This window comes from Streptomyces sp. IMTB 2501, from assembly GCF_001953885.1.
GTDB lineage: Bacteria > Actinomycetota > Actinomycetes > Streptomycetales > Streptomycetaceae > Streptomyces.
Genome location: NZ_MQUS01000065.1, coordinates 1 through 18,588, shown reverse-complemented (window position 1 = coordinate 18,588; position 18,588 = coordinate 1). Strand labels below are relative to the sequence as shown.

General features: G+C 69.0%; 13 protein-coding genes. 11 read left to right on the top strand and 2 right to left on the bottom strand.

The features are described 5' to 3' along the window. The 8 genes from AV521_RS45585 to AV521_RS45545 all read left to right on the top strand — a co-directional run. Window positions 1-1,744: ABC transporter ATP-binding protein (locus tag AV521_RS45585; RefSeq protein WP_076097851.1), on the top strand; the 1,744-nt coding region annotated here is incomplete at its 5' end. 293 nt (window positions 1,745-2,037) lie between these two features. Then, window positions 2,038-4,104 carry a M4 family metallopeptidase gene (locus AV521_RS45575; protein ID WP_076097848.1) on the top strand — a complete coding sequence of 689 codons (2,067 nt, stop codon included), beginning with the start codon at window positions 2,038-2,040 and terminating at the stop codon, window positions 4,102-4,104. A gap of 238 nt (window positions 4,105-4,342) precedes the next feature. After that, window positions 4,343-5,989 carry a M4 family metallopeptidase gene (locus AV521_RS45570; RefSeq protein WP_076097847.1) on the top strand — a complete coding sequence of 549 codons (1,647 nt, stop codon included), beginning with the start codon at window positions 4,343-4,345 and terminating at the stop codon, window positions 5,987-5,989. Window positions 5,990-6,060: 71 nt separating this feature from the next. Next, window positions 6,061-6,582, top strand: a complete 522-nt coding sequence (locus AV521_RS45565; protein ID WP_076097846.1) for a DUF1990 domain-containing protein — start codon at window positions 6,061-6,063, stop codon at window positions 6,580-6,582. Window positions 6,583-6,688: 106 nt separating this feature from the next. Beyond that, window positions 6,689-7,195 (top strand): hypothetical protein, encoded by a 507-nt coding sequence (locus AV521_RS45560; protein ID WP_256726013.1) that lies wholly within the window; start codon window positions 6,689-6,691, stop codon window positions 7,193-7,195. After that, the gene (locus AV521_RS45555; RefSeq protein ID WP_076097845.1) at window positions 7,192-7,830 is read left to right on the top strand and encodes a hypothetical protein; all 639 of its coding nucleotides are present in this window, start codon (window positions 7,192-7,194) and stop codon (window positions 7,828-7,830) included. Before AV521_RS45560 ends, AV521_RS45555 begins: the two co-directional genes overlap by 4 nt. After that, on the top strand, window positions 7,830-12,605 hold the full coding sequence (locus AV521_RS45550) for a putative T7SS-secreted protein (protein WP_256726012.1): 4,776 nt from the start codon (window positions 7,830-7,832) through the stop codon (window positions 12,603-12,605). The genes AV521_RS45555 and AV521_RS45550 overlap by 1 nt, the downstream gene beginning before the upstream one ends. A 30-nt stretch (window positions 12,606-12,635) precedes the next feature. Continuing rightward, window positions 12,636-12,848, top strand: a complete 213-nt coding sequence (locus AV521_RS45545) for a bacteriocin immunity protein (RefSeq protein WP_076097844.1) — start codon at window positions 12,636-12,638, stop codon at window positions 12,846-12,848. Window positions 12,849-13,035: 187 nt separating this feature from the next. On the opposite strand, the gene AV521_RS45540 is transcribed toward AV521_RS45545, so the two are convergent. Next, window positions 13,036-13,587, bottom strand: coding sequence for an ATP-binding protein (locus tag AV521_RS45540; protein WP_256726011.1), 552 nt, complete (start codon window positions 13,585-13,587; stop codon window positions 13,036-13,038). Window positions 13,588-13,822: 235 nt separating this feature from the next. Between AV521_RS45540 and AV521_RS45535 the strand changes: the two genes are divergently transcribed. Together AV521_RS45535 and AV521_RS45530 are read left to right on the top strand one after the other, a co-directional pair. Then, window positions 13,823-14,674: a helix-turn-helix transcriptional regulator gene (locus tag AV521_RS45535; protein WP_076097843.1), complete on the top strand. Its 852-nt coding sequence runs from the start codon at window positions 13,823-13,825 to the stop codon at window positions 14,672-14,674. Window positions 14,675-14,684: 10 nt separating this feature from the next. Then, window positions 14,685-14,876: a hypothetical protein gene (locus AV521_RS45530; protein ID WP_076097842.1), complete on the top strand. Its 192-nt coding sequence runs from the start codon at window positions 14,685-14,687 to the stop codon at window positions 14,874-14,876. Window positions 14,877-14,907: 31 nt separating this feature from the next. Here the strand turns inward: AV521_RS45530 and AV521_RS45525 are convergent, their stop codons facing one another. Then, a complete protein-coding gene (locus tag AV521_RS45525) occupies window positions 14,908-17,526 on the bottom strand; it encodes a glycosyltransferase family 1 protein (RefSeq protein WP_076097841.1) in 2,619 nt (872 codons plus the stop codon). Between the two features lie 332 nt (window positions 17,527-17,858). Here AV521_RS45525 and AV521_RS45520 point away from each other — a divergent pair. Continuing rightward, window positions 17,859-18,588: maltotransferase domain-containing protein (locus AV521_RS45520; RefSeq protein ID WP_143658774.1), on the top strand; the 730-nt coding region annotated here is incomplete at its 3' end.

Here is an 18,588-nt window from a genome sequence, read left to right as displayed (position 1 = left end):
CCGGGTACGACGAGCCGCACTGCGGCTGGTGCGAGCCGACGCACGGGCGTTCACGGCCACGCTGCTGCTGAACGCGCTGGCGGCGGGAGCGGGGCTGGTCGGGCCGTGGCTGGTCGGGCGGATCGTCGACGAGGTGCGGGGCGGGCACGGAGCCGGTGCGGTGGACCGGCTCGCACCGTGGATCCTGCTGTGCGCGCTGGCGCAGATACTGCTGGCCCGCTGGGCCCGGTTGGTGGGGTACCGGTTCGGGGAGCGGACGCTGGCCCGGGTGCGCGAGGAGTACGTCGAGCGGGTGCTGGCGCTGCCCGCGTCCGTGGTGGAGCGGGCCGGCACCGGTGATCTGACGGCGCGTGGCACGGCGGACGTGGCGATCGTCGGCACCACCTTGCGGGACGTCGGCCCGGAGCTGCTGGTCAACACCGTGCAGGCGCTGTTCGTCCTGGGCGCGGTGTTCGCGCTCGACCCGCTGCTCGGGGCGTTCGGGCTGCTCGGGCTTGCCCCGATCTGGCTGGCCCTGCGCTGGTATCTGCGCCGGGCCCGGGACGGCTATCTCGCGGAGGGCGCGGCCACCTCCGAGGTCGCCGAGATCCTCGCCTCCACGGCGGCGGGGGCCCGCACCGTCGAGGCGTTCGGGCTGCGGCAACGGCGGATCGCGGCGAGCCGGGACGCCCTGGAGAAGTCCCGCCGTACCCGCTTCTACACGCTGTACCTGCGGACGGTGTTCTTCCCGGCGGTCGAGGTGACGTACACCGTCCCGGTGGCGGGCGTACTGCTGCTCGGCGGCTGGCTGCACCAGCTGGGCGCGGTCGGGGTCGGCGCGGTGGTGGCCGCGGCGCTGTATCTACGGCAGTTCACCGAACCGCTGGACCAGATCCTGATGCGCGTGGAACAACTGCAGAGCAGCAGCGCGTCGTTCGCCCGCGTGGAGGGACTGGCACAGGCACCGGGCACGGATACCCCCGGCTCGGCCCGGGCACCCCGCAGGGACACCGTCCCGGCCGACGACCGTATCGACGTACACGGAGTCCGCTACGCCTACGAGCGCGGCGGGGAGGTACTCCGCGGGGTCGATCTGACCGTGCGGCCCGGGGAGCGGCTCGCCGTGGTGGGGCCCTCCGGGGCCGGGAAGACGACGCTCAGCCGGCTGCTCGCGGGCATCGACCGGCCCGGGACCGGCGCGGTGACGGTGGGCGGCGTGCCGGTCGCCGAGCTGGCGCCGGAGCTGCTGCGCCGCCAGGTCGTGCTGGTGACGCAGGAGCACCATGTGTTCCTCGGCACGGTCCGCGACAACCTGCTGATCGCCGAACCGGAGGCCACCGACGCCGACTTGTGGGCGGCGCTCACGGCGGTCGGGGCCGACGATTGGGTGCGTGAGCTGCCGGACGGTCTCGACACCGGGCTGGGCGAGGGCGGCCCCGCCACCGACGGCTCCCGGGCCCAGCAGCTCGCCCTGGCCCGTGTCGTACTGGCCGACCCGCACACCCTGATCCTTGACGAGGCGACCGCGCTGCTGGACCCCACGACCGCCCGGCACACCGAACGCGCGCTCGCCGCCGTGCTGGAGGGCCGTACGGTCATCGCCATCGCGCACCGCCTGCACACGGCCCATGACGCCGACCGGGTGGCGGTCATGGAGAACGGCCGCCTGACCGAACTGGGCACGCACGAGGACCTGGTGACGGCCGACGGCGCCTACGCGGCACTGTGGCGAACCTGGCACGGAGACACCGCCGGGCAGCCGTGACCACAACTCCGTTCCGGCAGGCCGTACATGACGGATCCGCATATCGAACTTGAACATCCGGTCAACGGACCATTTCCGGCCAAGTTTGTGACGCGGTCCTGACAGGTGCGCTGATCCCCTGTCACTCTTCCCAAGCCGACTCACCACAACCCACAGCAACCCCACAGTTCCACTCGCTGTGCGTGAGCGGCCCGCACGTGGTTCCGCGTAACGCCCTGTTCTGCCCGGACGCCCCAACCCACCGTCCGGTCTCCCCTGGCCGCGCGACCCGCGGTCATGCAGAAGGAGTCAGTGTGAGCAGCAGTTCCTCTCGCAGACGCACCTCCCACACAGCTCAGCGCCCCACGGCTCAGCACCCCACAGCACATCGCCGCACCGCCGCCGTCGCCCTCGCCGGTGTAGCCGCCCTGATCGCCGCCGCCGTCCAGTCGGGCGCGGCCAGCGCCGCACCGGCGAAGCCGCAGGCGGGCACGGTGAATCCGGCCCATGTCGCGGCCAGGCTCACGCCCTCGCAGCGCGTCGAGCTGATCCGCCACGCCGATGCCACCCGGGCCGCCACCGCCCGGTCGCTCGGCCTCGGCGCCCAGGAGAAGCTGGTCGTCAAGGACATCGTCAAGGACGCCGACGGCACCCTGCACACCCGCTACGAGCGCACCTACGCGGGCCTTCCGGTGCTCGGCGGCGACCTCGTCGTGGACACCCGGTCCGGCAAGACCATGGACGTCATCAAGGCCACCGGCGCCACACTGAAGGTCGCCGGCCTCACCCCGGCCGTGTCGAAGGCCGCCGCCGAGAAGCAGGCCGTACAGCGGGCCAAGGCGCGCGGCGGCAAGAAGCCGGCGGCGGACAGCGTCCGCAAGGTGATCTGGGCGGCGAGCGGAAAGCCGGTCCTGGCCTACGAGACGGTCGTCGGCGGCCTCCAGGACGACGGCACCCCGAACCAGCTGCACGTCATCACCGACGCCACCACCGGCAAGAAGCTCTACGAGTACCAGGGCATCGAGACCGGCGTCGGCAACACCCAGTACAGCGGCCAGGTGAACCTGACCACGACCCAGTCGGGTTCGTCGTACACGCTGACCGACGGGGCGCGCGGCGGGCACAAGACGTACAACCTGGACCACGGCACCGACGGCACCGGCACCCTGTTCTCGCAGAGCAACGACACCTGGGGCGACGGCACCACGTCGAACGCCGCGACCGCGGGCGCGGACGCGCACTACGGCGCGCAGGAGACCTGGGACTTCTACAAGGACACCTTCGGCCGCAGCGGCATCAGGAACGACGGCGTCGGCGCCTACTCGCGCGTCCACTACGGCAGCTCGTACGTGAACGCGTTCTGGGACGACGGCTGCTTCTGCATGACCTACGGTGACGGGTCCAACGACCAGGACCCGCTGACCAGCCTCGACGTCGCCGGCCATGAGATGAGCCACGGCGTCACCTCCAACACCGCGGGCCTGAACTACAGCGACGAGTCCGGCGGCCTCAACGAGGCGACCAGCGACATCATGGGCACCGGCGTGGAGTTCTACGCCAACAACAGCAAGGACGTCGGTGACTACCTCATCGGCGAGATGATCAACATCAACGGCGACGGCACCCCGCTGCGCTACATGGACAAGCCCAGCAAGGACGGCAACTCGGCCGACTCCTGGTACTCGGGCGTCGGCAACCTCGACGTGCACTACTCCTCGGGCGTCGCCAACCACTTCTTCTACCTGCTGAGCGAGGGCAGCGGCGCCAAGACGATCAACGGCGTCAGCTACGACTCGCCGACCGCGGACGGGCTTCCGGTCACCGGCATCGGCCGGGACAAGGCGCTGCAGATCTGGTACCGGGCGCTGACCACCAAGTTCACCTCCACCACGAACTACGCCGACGCCCGCACCGGCACCCTCGCGGCGGCCGGCGAGCTGTACGGCACCTCCAGTGCCGAGTACAACGCGGTGCAGGACGCCTGGGCGGGCGTGGCGGTCGGTGCGCGCTCCGGCGGCGGCACGGGCGGCGGTTCGACGTACGAGAGCAACACCCAGGTGGCCATCCCGGACAACGGGCCGGCCGTCACCTCGGCGATCACGGTCTCCGGCCGCAGCGGCAACGCGCCGAGCAACCTTCAGGTGAGCGTCGACATCACGCACACCTGGCGGGGTGACCTGGTGATCGACCTCGTCGGCCCGTCGGGCAAGGCCTACCGGCTGAAGAACTTCAGCTCCTCGGACTCGGCGCACGATGTGAAGCAGACCTACACGGTCAACGCGGCCGCCCAACCGGCCAACGGCACCTGGAAGTTGCGGGTACAGGATCAGGCCACGTACGACACCGGAACGATCAACGACTGGAAGCTGACGTTCCCGTAAAGAGGCCGTCAAAAGCCCGGGAAATGGGCGTCGTCCGAGGGTCCGACACCCTCGGGCGGCGCTACTTAACACACCAGAAACGTTTCTCGGACAGCCGACTTTCAGCCAACATCACTTCAGGGCCCTGACATGTACGCGCCCCCGATGTCACTCTTCCTTCACCCGCCGCAGAGCTTCACCACATCACTCCGGCCAGTAACCCCACGCTGACCGGACTCCCCCACTACAAGGAGCTTGCGTGACCCCCCGCCACCCGCGTCACAAGCGCGCCACTCTGGCCGTCGCCACCGCCGTCGCCGCCGGAGCCCTCATCTCCACCGGTCTGGCCACCAGCGCCTCCGCACAGACCCCGGCCAAGCACCTGGCCGCAGCGCCGACCGCGCTGTCCGCCTCGGCCCGTACCTCCCTGATACAGAAGGCCGAGGCCGAAGCCGCCGCGACCGCGCAGCAGCTGGGCCTCGGCGCCAAGGAGAAGCTGGTCGTCAAGGACATCGTCAAGGACGCCGACGGCACCGTCCACACCCGCTACGAGCGCACCTACGCCGGCCTTCCGGTACTCGGCGGCGACCTCGTCGTACACACCGCCAAGTCCGGCAGGACCGAGGGCGTCACCAGAGCGACCAAGGCGACCATCAAGGTGGCCTCGCTCAAGCCGCAGATCACCGCCGCCAAGGCGGCGCAGCAGGCGGTCTCCGCCGCCAGGACCCTCGGCTCCGCCAAGTCCGCCGCCAACGGCGCCCGCAAGGTGATCTGGGCCGGCTCCGGCAAGCCGGTCCTCGCCTACGAGACGATCGTCGGCGGCCTCCAGGACGACGGCACCCCGAACCAGCTGCACGTCATCACCGACGCCACCACCGGCAAGAAGCTCTTCGAGTACCAGGGCATCGAGAACGCGACCGGCACCGGCAAGACGCTGTACTCGGGTTCCGTCAGCCTGACCACCACCCAGTCGGGCTCGTCGTACAACCTGACCGACGCCTCCCGGGGCGGTCACAAGACCTACAACCTGGCCCGCAAGACGTCCGGCAAGGGCACCCTGGTCAGCAACTCGACCAACGTCTTCGGCACAGGCACCGCCTCCACCTCCTCCAGCGACCAGACGGCCGCGGCCGACGCCGCCTACGGCGCGCAGGAGACCTGGGACTTCTACAAGAACGTCTTCGGCCGCAGCGGCATCAAGAACGACGGTGTCGGCGCCTACTCCCGCGTGCACTACGGCAGCAACTACGTCAACGCCTTCTGGGACGACAGCTGCTTCTGCATGACCTACGGCGACGGCTCGGGCAACAAGGACCCGCTGACCTCGCTGGACGTGGCGGGCCACGAGATGAGCCACGGCGTCACCGCCAACACCGCGGGCCTGGACTACAGCGGTGAGTCCGGCGGCCTGAACGAGGCCACCTCGGACATCTTCGGCACGGGCGTGGAGTTCTACGCGAACAACGCCTCCGACCCGGGTGACTACCTCATCGGCGAGAAGATCAACATCAACGGCGACGGCACCCCGCTGCGCTACATGGACCAGCCCAGCAAGGACGGCAACTCCGCGGACTCCTGGTCCTCGGACGTCGGCAACCTGGACGTCCACTACTCGTCCGGTGTCGCGAACCACTTCTTCTACCTCCTGTCGGAGGGCAGCGGCGCCAAGACGATCAACGGGGTCTCGTACGACTCCCCGACCTCCGACGGCTCCAAGGTCACCGGCATCGGCCGGGACAAGGCGCTGCAGATCTGGTACAAGGCGCTGACGACGTACTTCACGTCGACCACCAACTACTCGGACGCCCGCTCGGGCACCCTGAAGGCGGCGTCCGACCTGTACGGCGCCAGCAGCACCGAGTACAAGACGGTGGCGGCGGCCTGGTCCGCTGTCAACGTCAGCTGACGCTCGCGCGGTTGAGAACGGGCGACACCCGGGAGGAAGGCGCTCCGGGTGTCGCCCTACGCTTGTGACCCATGTCCTCGGCGCCCTTCACCTACGAGCCGGTCGGCGCGACCCGCGACGACCTGACGTACTGCCCGCCCGGCTTCCACCCCCTGCACGTCCGCACCCGCCTCGGCGAGGGCCAGAAGCTCTTCCACCGGGCCGCCGAGGCGGTCCTGGGCTGGGAGATGCACCGCGCCCTGGGTGTGGGCATCGACGCCACAGCCGACCACGCGGCCCCCGGCGTCGACGTCACGGTCACCCTGGCGGGCGTCATCAAGGCTCCCTGTCGCATCATCTGGACCACCGAGGAACCCCGCCGGGCCGGCTGGGCCTACGGCACCCTGGAGGACCACCCCGAGTGCGGCGAGGAGGCCTTCGTGGTCGACCGCACGGGCGACGGCACGGTCTGGCTGACGGTGGCGGCCTTCAGCAAACCGGCCAAGTGGTACGCGAAGGCGGGCGGCCCGGCGACGCGGGGGTTGCAGCACGCGTACGCGCGACGGTGCGGGGCGGTACTGAAGAAGCTGTGCGCGGGGCTCTCGGAGGAGTGACCTGACGATGGCTGTTCTTCACGACGAGGCCGGGATCCCGCCAACCTGTTGAACGGATTCTGTACCGCGTTGCTGTCGGCAACGCGTAAATGTGATGATCCGAAGCATGTCTGAACGCGGGGGCGACACCGACTCAACTGCACGAATACCCAGGTCGCGGCTGTACGACTACGTGGACGTGTCCGGATCCGACGAGGTGAAGCCCGGGCCTTCGCCTGCTGTTCCCTCCTCCGACGAGGTTGAGCGCAGGCGCCGCGCGTTCGCGGTGCTGCTGGGTGCGTTCCGTCGTACCGCTGTGCTGGTGCCGGTGGACGAGGACGATGCGCCCCTGACGGGTGACTACGGCGGCATCCGCTGGATCTACGCATTCTCCAACGAGTCGGCTCTGGCCCGTTTCGCGGTCGCGCGGGGCGAGGGCGGGCGGGAGTGGGCGTATCAGCGGTGGCTGGGAGCGCGGTTGCTGGACGTGGGCATGCCGACCGTGGGTGTGCCCTGTGGAGTGGCCCTGGATGTGGGGTCCGAGGGCGAGGGCACGTTGTTCCCACCGGTGCGCGGGATCGCGCCGGACGAGGCAGCGGTGGACGTCGATGGGGCGATGGGGGACGTGAAGTGACCGACGGCGGCAAGGACCTGAAGACGGACGGGCTGGCATTGATCGCCAAGGGCCTGACCGATGCCCTGGGCGAGCTGAAGGATCTCGGTGCGGTCGGGGAGGCCGGGGCCGGGCGCGGGTTCGGCGAAATCTCCCTGTCAGGACTGGAATTGGGGCATGAGGGGCTGACCGACGCGTTCAAGTCGTTCTGCGAGCGCTGGGAGTGGGGCGTGCGGTCGCTGATCAACGAGGGCAACGGGTTCGCGTTGAGGACGGGTCTGGCGGCGGGCACGTACTACGAGACCGATCAGTACGTCGCGGGCACGGCCAAGGTCGCCGAGAACGCGCTCATCGGTAATCCGTACGCCTCCGAGGAGGACGTCGAGAGGAGGGGCTATGGCGACATCGCCGCCTCCGGTGCGTTCGGCGGCAATGTGGACTACAGCGAGAAGTCCTTCGACCAGGCGTGGGCCAACAGCGAGCAGGGCTGGATGGACGCCGACCGGGACTTCGCGACGTCGCAGGCCGGGGCCAACCTGGGCCTCAGGCCCAGCGGTATGTCGGACGCGGAGTACAACAAGTATCTGGACGAAGTCTTCGGTCCCTCGCCCGAGGCCCGTGCCAGGGCCGCCGAGCAGCAGGGCGGTCAGGGCTGATGGGACTCGGCAAGGTCACCAACGCGGTCCTGAGCGGTGCCGAGCACGTCTACGACGAGGGCAAGAAGAAGCTCGGTGAGGGCATCGACTACGCTTCGGACAAACTGGGCGGCTACCTGGACCATGAGGGGCTCCACGGCCTGGCGGACACGGTCGAGGACGTCGGCGACGGGCTCGCCTCGGACCTGGGTGCCACCCCTGGGGAGCAACAACTCGGCCAGAGCGAGGAGCCCGACGAACTCGTTCACGGCAGTCCGGCCAAGATCCGCGAGAGCGCGAGGCATCTGCGGGACTTCCACGGCGCCTTCGACAAGGTCAGTCGGGGTCTGAAGAAGATCGACTCCTCCGGCTGGCAGGGCGAGGGCGGGGACGCCTTCCGTAAGAAGTTCGGCGTCCACCCCACGAAGTGGGCGCAGGCGGCCGAAGCCTGCCATGCGGCGGCGGGCGCCCTGGAGTCGTACGCCGACACCGTCCACTGGGCGCAGGGCCAGGCCAAGGAGGCCGTCGCGCTCTACAACAAGGGGGTGAAGGCCTCCAAGGACGCGGTCGACGCGTACAACAAGAAGGTCGACGCCTACAACGCCAAGGTGAAAGCGGGCCAGGACCCGGGCCCGAAACCCGGACCGCTCAACGACCCGGGCAAGGCCGACGTCAAGGCCGCCGTCCACAAGCTCGCCGCGGCCCGCAAGCAGCGCAACACCCTCGCCGACGAGGCGCAGGGCAAGGTGAAGGCGGCGCTCGCCCACGCGCCCGCCGAACCCCCGCCGCTGGACCGCCTGAAAGGCGACCTCACCGACGTCGCGAAGGCCTCGAACACCGAACTCACGCATTTCGCCGGGGGAGTTGTCAAGGGCACGGCCGGCCTGCTCACCTTCGTCCGCGGCCTGGACCCCGTCGACCCGTACAACATCACTCACCCTGCCGCGTACCTGCAGAACATCAGCATGACGCTCAGCGGCCTGGTCTCCACGGCCTGCCACCCCGACCGCGCCTTGAAGCAGACCTGGGACGAGTTCCGCAAGGACCCGTCCGAGTTCGGCGGCCGCATGCTCCCCCAACTGCTCCTCGGCGACGGCATCGGAATGGAGGCCGGGCTGGCACGGGACGCGGCGGAGGCAGGCCTGACCCGGCAGGCGGCGGAGGCGGCGGCCCGGCGAGAGGCACGGGCGGGGGCGGAAGACACTGGCAAGGCAACTGCCCGGGACAAGGTGAACGAGGACCCGCCCCAGCACTCGCATGACGAGGACAGTACGAAGGGCTGCGGCGACCCGGTCAACGTGGCCACCGGCAAGATGTACCTGCCGCAGACGGACGTCACGCTGCCTGGCACACTGCCGCTGCTCCTGGGCCGTCGGGTGGAGTCGGGCTACCGCCTGGGCCGCTGGTTCGGCCCGTCCTGGTCCTCGACGCTGGACCAGCGTCTGGAGATCGACGCCGAGGGAGTCGTCTACGTCACGGAGGACGGACTCCTCCTGTCCTACCCCCACCCCGCACCGGGCGTGCCCACCTTGGCCAGCCACGGCCCGCGCCTCCCTCTGGACCGCGTGGACGGCGGCTACACGATCACGGACCGGCGCACGCACCGCACCTGGCACTTCGCGGATCGCGGCGCCGACCTGGCGGTCCTGGAACAGATCGACGACCGCAACGGCAACTGGACCACCTTCGAATACGACGCGGAGGGCACCCCGCTCGGCGTCTACACCAGCGCCGGCCAGGGCGTCCGCATCACCACCGACTCGGGCCGCGTCACGGCGTACCACCTGGTCGCTACAGGCGAGCAGCTGAAACGCTTCGCCTACATGGACGGCAACCTCACGGAGGTCATCAACTCCTCCGGCCTGCCTCTCCGCTTCACCTACGACGAGCAGGGCCGCATCACATCCTGGACGGACACCAACGACCGCAGCTACAGATACGAGTACGACGACCAGGACCGCTGCATCGCAGAGGGCGGCCCGGAGGGCCACATGGCCCTGCGCCTGACGTACGAGGACCCGGACCCGACAACGGGCCTGCGCACCACCACGGCGACGACCGGCGAAGGCCACACCCACCGCTACCTGGTCAACGAGACGTGGCAGGTGGTGGCGGAGACGGACCCCTTGGGCGCGACCGCCCACTACGTCCGCGACCGCTACAACCGTCTGCTGTCCACGACCGACCCTCTGGGCCACACGACGACGTTCGGGTACGACGGCGAGGGCAACCTCATTTCGGTGGTCCGCCCGGACGGCCGCGAGTCGAGAGCGGAGTACAACGCCCTGGGTCTGCCGCTCAAGGCGGTGAACCCGGACGGCACGGTGATCCACCTGACGTACGACGACCGGGGCAACCGCACGTCAGTGACGGACCCAGCGGGCCAGACGACCCAGTTCGCGTACAACGAGGCGGGCCACCTGACGTCAGTGACGGACCCGCTGGGCAACACGACGAGGGTGGTCAGCGACCGCGCGGGCCTCCCGCTGGAGGTAACGGATCCGCTGGGCGCAGTGACCCGCTACGAACGAGACTCCTCGGGCCGCACGACCACGATCACGGACCCGACCGGAGCAAGGACCCAACTGGAATGGTCGATCGACGGGCACCTGACCCGGCGAACGGCCCCCGACGGCACGACGGAGACCTGGACCTACGACGGCGAGGGCAACTGCACCAGCCACACGGACGCCCTCGGCGGCGCCTCCTGCTTCGAATACACCCACTTCGACCTGCTGAGCGCCCGCACGGACCCGGACGGAGTCCGCTACGAGTTCACCCACGACACGGAACTACGCCTGACGAAGGTCACCAACCCGCAGGGCCTGACGTGGGAGTACGAGTACGACCCGGCCGGCCGCCTGGTGACGGAGACGGACTTCGACGACCGCACGCTGACGTACGGGTACGACGCTGCTGGGCGCCTTGTCTCGCGCCGGAACGTGCTCGGCGAGGTGGTGTCCTTCGAGCGCAACGAACTGGGCCAGGTGCTCCGCAAGGACGCAGCAGGCCAGATCACGACCTACGCGTACGACCTGACCGACCAGCTCGCTCAGGCGACCGGCCCGGACGGCACGGTTCTGATGTTGCTGCGCGACCGCTTCGGCCGCCTGCGCTCGGAGACGGTCAACGGCCGTACGACGACGTACACATACGAAAGCCTCGGCCGCCGAACGGGCCGTACGACACCCACAGGTGCGACGACGACCTGGTCGTACGACGCGGCCGGCCGCCGCACAGGCATGGTGGCCTCGGGCCGAGTTATCGACTTCACCTACGACGAAGCAGGCCGAGAGCTGTCCCGCCACATCGGCGAGACGATCACCCTGGAACATGCCTTCGACACGGTGGGCCGGCTGACCACCCAATCGGTGACCGGCGCTGCGGGCCGCACGGTCCAGCGCAGGACGTACACCTACCGAGCCGACGGCAACGTGATCGGCATCGACGACCGCTTGTCCGGCTCCCGCCGCTTCGACCTGAACGCGGCAGGCCGGGTGACAGCCGTCGATGCCGCTGGCTGGACGGAGCGCTACGCATATGACGAGGCGGGCAACCAGACGCAGGCAAGCTGGCCGACGAGCCACCCGGGCACGGAAGCAACCGGAACCCGTGAGTACATGGGCACCCGCATCACCCGAGCCGGCAACGTCCGCTACGAACACGACGCCTTGGGCCGCATCACCCTCCGCCGGAAAACCCGCTTGTCCCGCAAGCCCGACACCTGGCGTTACGAGTGGGACGCCGAGGACCGCCTGACCTCGGTGGTCACCCCGGACGGCACCCGCTGGCGCTACACCTACGACCCCCTGGGCCGCCGCACAGCGAAACTCCGCTTGTCGGAGGACGGTGAAACGGTCCTGGAACGGGTGGACTTCACCTGGGACGGCACCACTCTCAGCGAACAGACCACAACCTCTTCAGACCTCCCCAACCCGATCATCCTCACCTGGGATCATCAGGGCCTACAACCCCTCGCCCAAACGGAACGCATCACGGCGGCAGGCGCTCCTCAAGAGGAGATCGACTCCCGCTTCTTCGCCATCGTCACAGACCTGGTCGGCACCCCCAACGAACTCATAGGCGAGCAGGGCGACATCGCCTGGCGCACCCGAAGCACCCTCTGGGGGACAGCGGCGTGGGCGGTAAACAGCACGACCTACACGCCCCTACGCTTCCCCGGCCAGTACTACGATCCCGAAACCGGCCTCCATTACAACTACTTCCGCCACTACGACCCTGAAACGGCCCGCTATCTGACGCCGGACCCCCTGGGCCTAGCGCCGGCCCCCAATCCGACCGCCTACGTCGACAATCCCAACGCCTGGATCGACCCGTTGGGTTTGACGCCATGCTTTGGGGCCAGAAAGAGTGCCGAAGAGCTCAGAAAATCCCCAGGATCCGTGACTGGAGGACACACGCTGCAAGATGTCCCCGGCAATTGGCTGAAGGGATCCGAGGGAAACGTGGGCAGAATTCCCGGACAGGTGGCCAGAGCTCTGCAAGGGCGGCAGTTCAATAACTTCAATGAGTTCCGCTCAGCTTTTTGGGAAGAGGTATCGAAGCATCCGGAGTTGGCCAATCAGTTCTCCCAGTCAGCTCAAACTGCAATGTCGGACGGTAAGGCACCGTTTACGGTTACAGGACAGCAGGCAGGTGGCAGGGGTAGATACGAGCTGCATCACGTCCAGCCCATCCAGCGTGGCGGCGGGGTCTACGACCTAGACAACATCATCGTTGTCACACCGCGCTACCATAAGGAGATACTGGATGGAAGTTATCACTTCGGAAAATGACAGTTGGCACCCGACCTGGAGGACAAAGTCATGCTGGATAAGTCGCGCGAAGAACTCGTCCGTATCGTTCAGCAGCTCATCGACGCCAGGTTGCCGGAAGAAGAGGAGGATCGCCTCATGGAAGAACTGAAGGCGAGCGTGCTCCATCCGCGGGTGTCGGACCTGATCTACTACTCTAACCCTCCATTGACGGCTGAAGAAGTAGTAAACCAGGCTCTCGCTTACCGCCCAATCGGACTCTAAACATCATCGAATTGCTAGCCCCTGTCGAGTAATCGGCAACAATAGCGAAAAGGTTGCCAGTGGGGCTGGTGGGCCCCAAGGTAATGCGTGGTCAGCCAGAGTGGTGTCACGAAGACCGAGCCGCGAGCACCGGCACACGCCATCCGTCCACGCATGGGGCTTGGGGCACACCTCGTAGCGTTCCTGATCAACATTCCGTTCCGGTAACGGCGCCGACAGGCGGTGTGCCGATCGTTCCGTACGTCACCGCTCCCGCCCTCGGCAGCGACGCCCACATCCGCGTCCCACCGCCCGGCTCCCTGGACGGCCCGAAACCCCAGTCACCGTTACATGCACGGCAGAGGCAGGACAGGAAGCGGAGGGCAGAGCGACGGCGGGTGTCGCAGGCGACGGCGAGGTTTGGTTGCGTGTGGGGTGGGTGGCTGTCATAGACGATGACCCGGAGGGTGTCCCAGCGGTAGCGCAGCGAAAGGTAGAAGTCCGCCGAGTCAGTGAACTGGGCGGCCACAGCCGTCAGTTCGCCGACTGCCAGCAGTCCGGCATCGAGCATGTCGCTCAGCCCGTGCGCCCCCAGCATCGCGCGCGCCGCCGCCCTCGCCAGAGCCGGGCTCGCCAGGGCGGCGGGCAGCGTGAGGCTATAGGCGAGGGTTCCCGGGGTGGGCGGGGTGGGATCCGCCGAGTACATCGTTGTCAGCGTCGGACAGTGGGTTGCCATCGGCTCGATTACATGCATGGACATGCGGTCTCCAAGGGGCGAGGGCTCGTATACACACGGCAGCCGGTGGCCCGTCTCCCCGACGTGAGCCCGCCCCTCCCAGGGGAGGAGATTGCGGGCAGGCCCACGCGATGCACTGCCAACTGCGGTGTGTAGCTTGCGCATCACCGAATGTAGAGCATAGAGGGGTTAATTTGCCCCTCACTTGAGGAAACTCAAGCCCCTACTAGGGTGTGCCTGGCAGCGAGGAAGGGGCGATATGGCCGCGAGAACGTCACCCACAGAGCGTCAGAAGCGACTCGGAGCGGAGCTCAGGAAGTTGCGCACCGCCGCTGGCGTGACCGGGGAGTACGCCGCCGGGCTCCTTGGTGTGGACCGGGGCAAGATCTCGAACATCGAGTCAGGCACCCGGCCCATCAGCGCGGACCGCGTACGCACACTGGCCTGCAACTGTGAATGTGACGACGCGGCGTACGTCAACGCGCTGGTCGGCATGGCCCAACCCGCCAAGGGCGGATGGTGGGAGCGCTACCGAGGTAGCCTCCCCGCCGGGATCTTGGACATCGCCGAATTGGAGCACCACGCGGCGCGGATCCGCAGCGTGCACCTGATCCATATGCCTGGGCTGCTGCAGTCCAGCGACCACGCCCAGGCCATCTTCAAGGCCGCACTGCCAGCACTACCCGAGCACGAGGTCGCCCTGCGGCTGGCCCACCGCCTCGAACGGCAACAGATCCTCGAAGGCGACAGCCCGACCGAGTACGTCGGGATAGTCCACGAGGCGGCGCTCCGCATGCAGTTCGGCGGCCCAGCGGTCGCCCAAGGGCAACTGGAACACCTCCTGGCGATGTCGAAGCGACCACATGTAACGCTCCGGGTCATTCCGTTCAGCGCGGGCTCGTTCCCTGGCGCCGGTCAGACCGTGGTCTACCTGGAGGGCCCGGTGCCACAGCTCGACACCGTGCAGATCGACAGCGCCCATGGTCCGGAATTCCTGCACCACGAAGCTCAGTTGCTCAAATACCGAGCCCAACTGGACTGGATGGAGGGCCGTGCGTTGTCGCCTGACGATTCGTACGGCTTCGTCCAGGACATCGCCAGCCACCTCTGAGGAGACGACCGTGCCCGACATCACGTGGGAAGACCCCTTCTGCGCCGAGGGATCGGCCTGCTTCCGCCTCGGCACCGATCACGACGGCAACGCCTACATCGCTATAGCCGGCCAGGAAGACCACCACCTCACCGACACCCGCGAAGCCCTCCGCACCCTCATCCGCGACATCAAAGCCGGCAAGGCGGACCACCTACTGTAAGGCAGAGGGTCCGCCCCGGCCGGATCGATCCTCAGCGCAACAAAACCCCCGCCCCCTCCACCCCCTCCCCCGAAGGCATGGCCACCAGCCCCAGCTCCGCGGCGGAGGCCAGCAAGCGCTGGCTCGGGAGGATGCGGACCGTGTAGCCGTACGGGCCGGTGCGGTCCAGGGCGAGGGGGCCCTCGTACAGCAGGCGGCCATCGAGGTCGGGAGCGCCTGCCGGCTTCAGCGGGACCACCGTCGCATCCGTGATGCGGTCCTCCGCGTCCACCCGGCCGGAAACCGCCTGCACCTCCACGTCGTCGGGGGTCAGCTCGCCCAGGCCGACCCGGACCCGCAGTCCCACCGTCGTGCCCAGTTCCGCCGTCGCCGTCGTCGCGGTCGTCTCCACGTGGTCGACGCTCACCCCGGGCCAGGCCGCCCGTACCCGCGCCTTCCACTCGGCCAGTTCCCGTGCCGCGTCCGGGGCCAGCGCGCGGTGTGCCTGCGCGGCGGGGACGTAGAGCCGCTCGACGTACTCGCGGACCATACGGCCGGCCAGCACCTTGGGGCCGAGCAGGGTGAGGGTCTGGCGGACCATCTGGATCCAGCGGTCGGGCAGGCCGGCGCGTCCGCGTTCGTAGAAGCGGGGGGTGATCCGCTGCTCCAACAAGTCGTAGAGGGCCGCCGCCTCGATGTCGTCGCGGTGGTCGGGGTCGGTGCCCGCGCCGTCGGCGGTCGGGATGGCCCAGCCGAAGTCCGGCTGGAACCATTCGTCCCACCAGCCGTCCAGGACGGAGAGGTTGAGGCAGCCGTTCAGGGCCGCCTTCATGCCCGAAGTGCCGCACGCCTCCAGCGGCCTCAGCGGGTTGTTCAGCCAGATGTCGCAGCCGGGGTAGAGCTTCTGCGCCATCGCCATGCCGTAGTCGGGAAGGAAGACGATGCGATGGCGGACGCGCGGGTCGTCCGCGAAGCGGACCAGCTCCTGGACCAGGCGTTTGCCGCTGTCGTCCGCCGGGTGCGCCTTGCCCGCGACGACGATCTGCACGGGGCGGTCCGCATGCAGGAGCAGCTCCATCAGGCGGTCGCGGTCGCGCAGCATCAAGGTCAGGCGTTTGTACGACGGGACCCTGCGCGCGAATCCGATCGTCAGGACGTCCGGGTCCAATACCCCGTCGATCCAGCCCAACTCCGCGTTCCCCGCGCCGCGTTGCCGCCAGGACGCGCGCAGCCGCTCGCGCACTTCCTGCACCAGCTGTTCGCGCAGGGTGCGGCGCAGCTCCCAGATCTCCTGGTCGTCGATCTCCGCGACCGAGTCCCAGCGCTCGGAGCCGCCGACGCTCAGCGCGTCCTCGGCCCGCTCGGACCCGACCTGGCGGGCGCCGAGCCGCAGCACCTCCGGTGCGACCCAGGTCGGCGCGTGCACCCCGTTGGTCACGGAGGTGATCGGCACCTCGTCAGGGTCGAATCCCGGCCACAGCCCCGCGAACATCTCGCGGCTGACCTGTCCGTGCAGCAGCGACACCCCGTTGGCCCGCTGGGCCAGCCTGAGTCCCATCACGGCCATGTTGAACAGATTCGGCTCGCCGCCCGGGTAGGTCTCCATGCCGAGGCGCAGCACCCGGTCGACCTCGATACCGGGCAGCTCGGCGTCCGCCCCGAAGTGCCGGGCGACCAGCTCCCGGTCGAAGCGGTCGATGCCGGCCGGGACGGGGGTGTGCGTGGTGAAGACCGTCCCGCCGCGTACGGCCTCCAGGGCCGAGTCGAAGTCCGAGCCGTCCGCGCACAGTTCGGCGATCCGCTCCAGGCCGAGGAAGCCCGCGTGCCCCTCGTTGGTGTGGAACACCTCCGGCTCCGGGTGCCCGGTGAGCCGGCAGTACGTCCGTACGGCCCGCACCCCTCCTATGCCCAGCAGCATCTCCTGCAGCAGCCGGTGCTCGCTGCCGCCGCCGTAGAGCCGGTCGGTCACCCCGCGTTCGCCGAGGTCGTTCTCCTCCACGTCCGAGTCGAGCAGCAGCAGCGGCACCCGGCCGACCTGGGCCAGCCAGATCCGGGCGTGCAGCGCCCTGCCGCCGGGCAGGGCGAGCGAGAGCTGCGCCAGGCTGCCGTCGGGCTCCTTCAGCTGGGTGAGCGGCAGCTCGTTGGGGTCGAGCACCGGATAGTGCTCCTGCTGCCAGCCGTCCCGGGACAGGGTCTGCCGGAAGTACCCGTGCCGGTAGAGGAGACCGACGCCGATCAGAGGTACGCCCAGGTCGCTGGCGGCCTTCAGATGGTCGCCGGCGAGGATGCCGAGGCCGCCGGAGTACTGGGGCAGCGCGGCCGTGATGCCGAACTCCGGGGAGAAATAGGCGACGGCGCCGGGCATGCCGTCCGCCCGGGTCTGGTACCAGCGGTCGCCGGTCAGGTAGTCGTCGAGGTCGTCGGCGACGGCGGTGAGGCGGCGCAGGAAGCGCCGGTCCCCGGCCAGCTCGGCCAGCCGGGCCGGCCGCACCCGGCCCAGTATCCGCACCGGGTCGCCACCGGCGGCGGACCATGCCTCCGGGTCGACGGACTGGAACAGATCGCGCGTTTCGGCGTGCCAGGACCAGCGCAGATTGCGCGCCAGGTCGCTCAGCGGCCGGAGGGGTTCGGGGAGAACGGGACGGACGGTGAACCGACGGATCGCCTTCACATGCCACCTCGGGCGCGTTACGGGGTGAGACGTACGGCGCCGTACGTCTCCTCGTCATCCTCGACGGTAATGGTTACCCGGGCGTCGGTGGGGAGGCGCCCGACGGGGGTGTCGGGGCGTGGAGCGGCGGCCGGCGGGCACCCGGAAAAAAGGGAACCGGTCTTGCGGGTGGACATACGCGTGAGTAGTTAACAAAGTTCCGGATTGCCCACCCGAACAGGGTGGGAAGGCTCCTCCGGTACACACCCCACAGGCGTCCCACAGCACCTCCGCAGGACCCACCTCCCCACATCCCTCCGCCCACACCCACGTTGACGCGGACAGGAGCGGTCATGCCCGCCACGCACCATTCGTCACCACCCCCGACAAGCAGCAAGGCCACGGCAGCGGCAGAGAAGAAACCGGCCGAGAAAAAACCGGCCAAGAAGGCAGCGGCGAAGAAGGCAACGGCAAAGAAAACACCGGGCAAGAAGGCCGCAAAGCCCGCCGCCCGTGTGCCCGGTCCGCCCGGCCCCGCCGGCACCAGGCCCGACACCTCCGCGGAGACCACCCTCGGCCGTATCCCGGTCCTCGACGTACGCCCCGTGGTCCAGCACGGTCGCAGGCCGGCCAAAGCGGTGACCGGTGAGTCGTTCGAGGTGTCCGCCACCGTCTTCCGGGAGGGGCACGACGCCGTCGCGGCCGATGTGGTGCTGCGCGACCCGGCCGGCCGGCCCGGCCCCTGGACGCCGATGCGCGAACTCGCCCCGGGCACGGACCGCTGGGGCGCGACCGTCACCGCGGGCGAACCGGGCCGCTGGACCTACACGGTGGAGGCCTGGTCCGACCCGCTCGCGACCTGGCGGCACCACGCGCGCATCAAGATCCCCGCGGGCATGGACACCGAGTTGGTCCTGGAGGAGGGCGCGCGGCTGTACGAGCGCGCGGCCGCCGGAGTGCCCGAGAAGCTTCGGCCGGTCCTGCGGGAGGCGGTCGCGGCACTGCGGGACGAGAACCGTCCGGCCGCGTGGCGCCTCGCGGCAGCCCTGTCGCCCGAGGTGGGCGAGTTGCTGGCCCGCCACC

Excerpts from the sequence above, each read along its gene's own strand:
- AV521_RS45550 (WP_256726012.1), top strand. The coding sequence starts at position 7,830 with ATGGGACTCGGCAAGGTCACCAACGCGGTCCTGAGCGGTGCCGAGCAC.
- AV521_RS45560 (WP_256726013.1), top strand. The coding sequence starts at position 6,689 with ATGTCTGAACGCGGGGGCGACACCGACTCAACTGCACGAATACCCAGG.
- AV521_RS45565 (WP_076097846.1), top strand. The coding sequence starts at position 6,061 with ATGTCCTCGGCGCCCTTCACCTACGAGCCGGTCGGCGCGACCCGCGAC.
- AV521_RS45545 (WP_076097844.1), top strand. The coding sequence starts at position 12,636 with ATGCTGGATAAGTCGCGCGAAGAACTCGTCCGTATCGTTCAGCAGCTC.
- AV521_RS45540 (WP_256726011.1), bottom strand. The coding sequence starts at position 13,587 with ATGTCCATGCATGTAATCGAGCCGATGGCAACCCACTGTCCGACGCTG.
- AV521_RS45535 (WP_076097843.1), top strand. The coding sequence starts at position 13,823 with ATGGCCGCGAGAACGTCACCCACAGAGCGTCAGAAGCGACTCGGAGCG.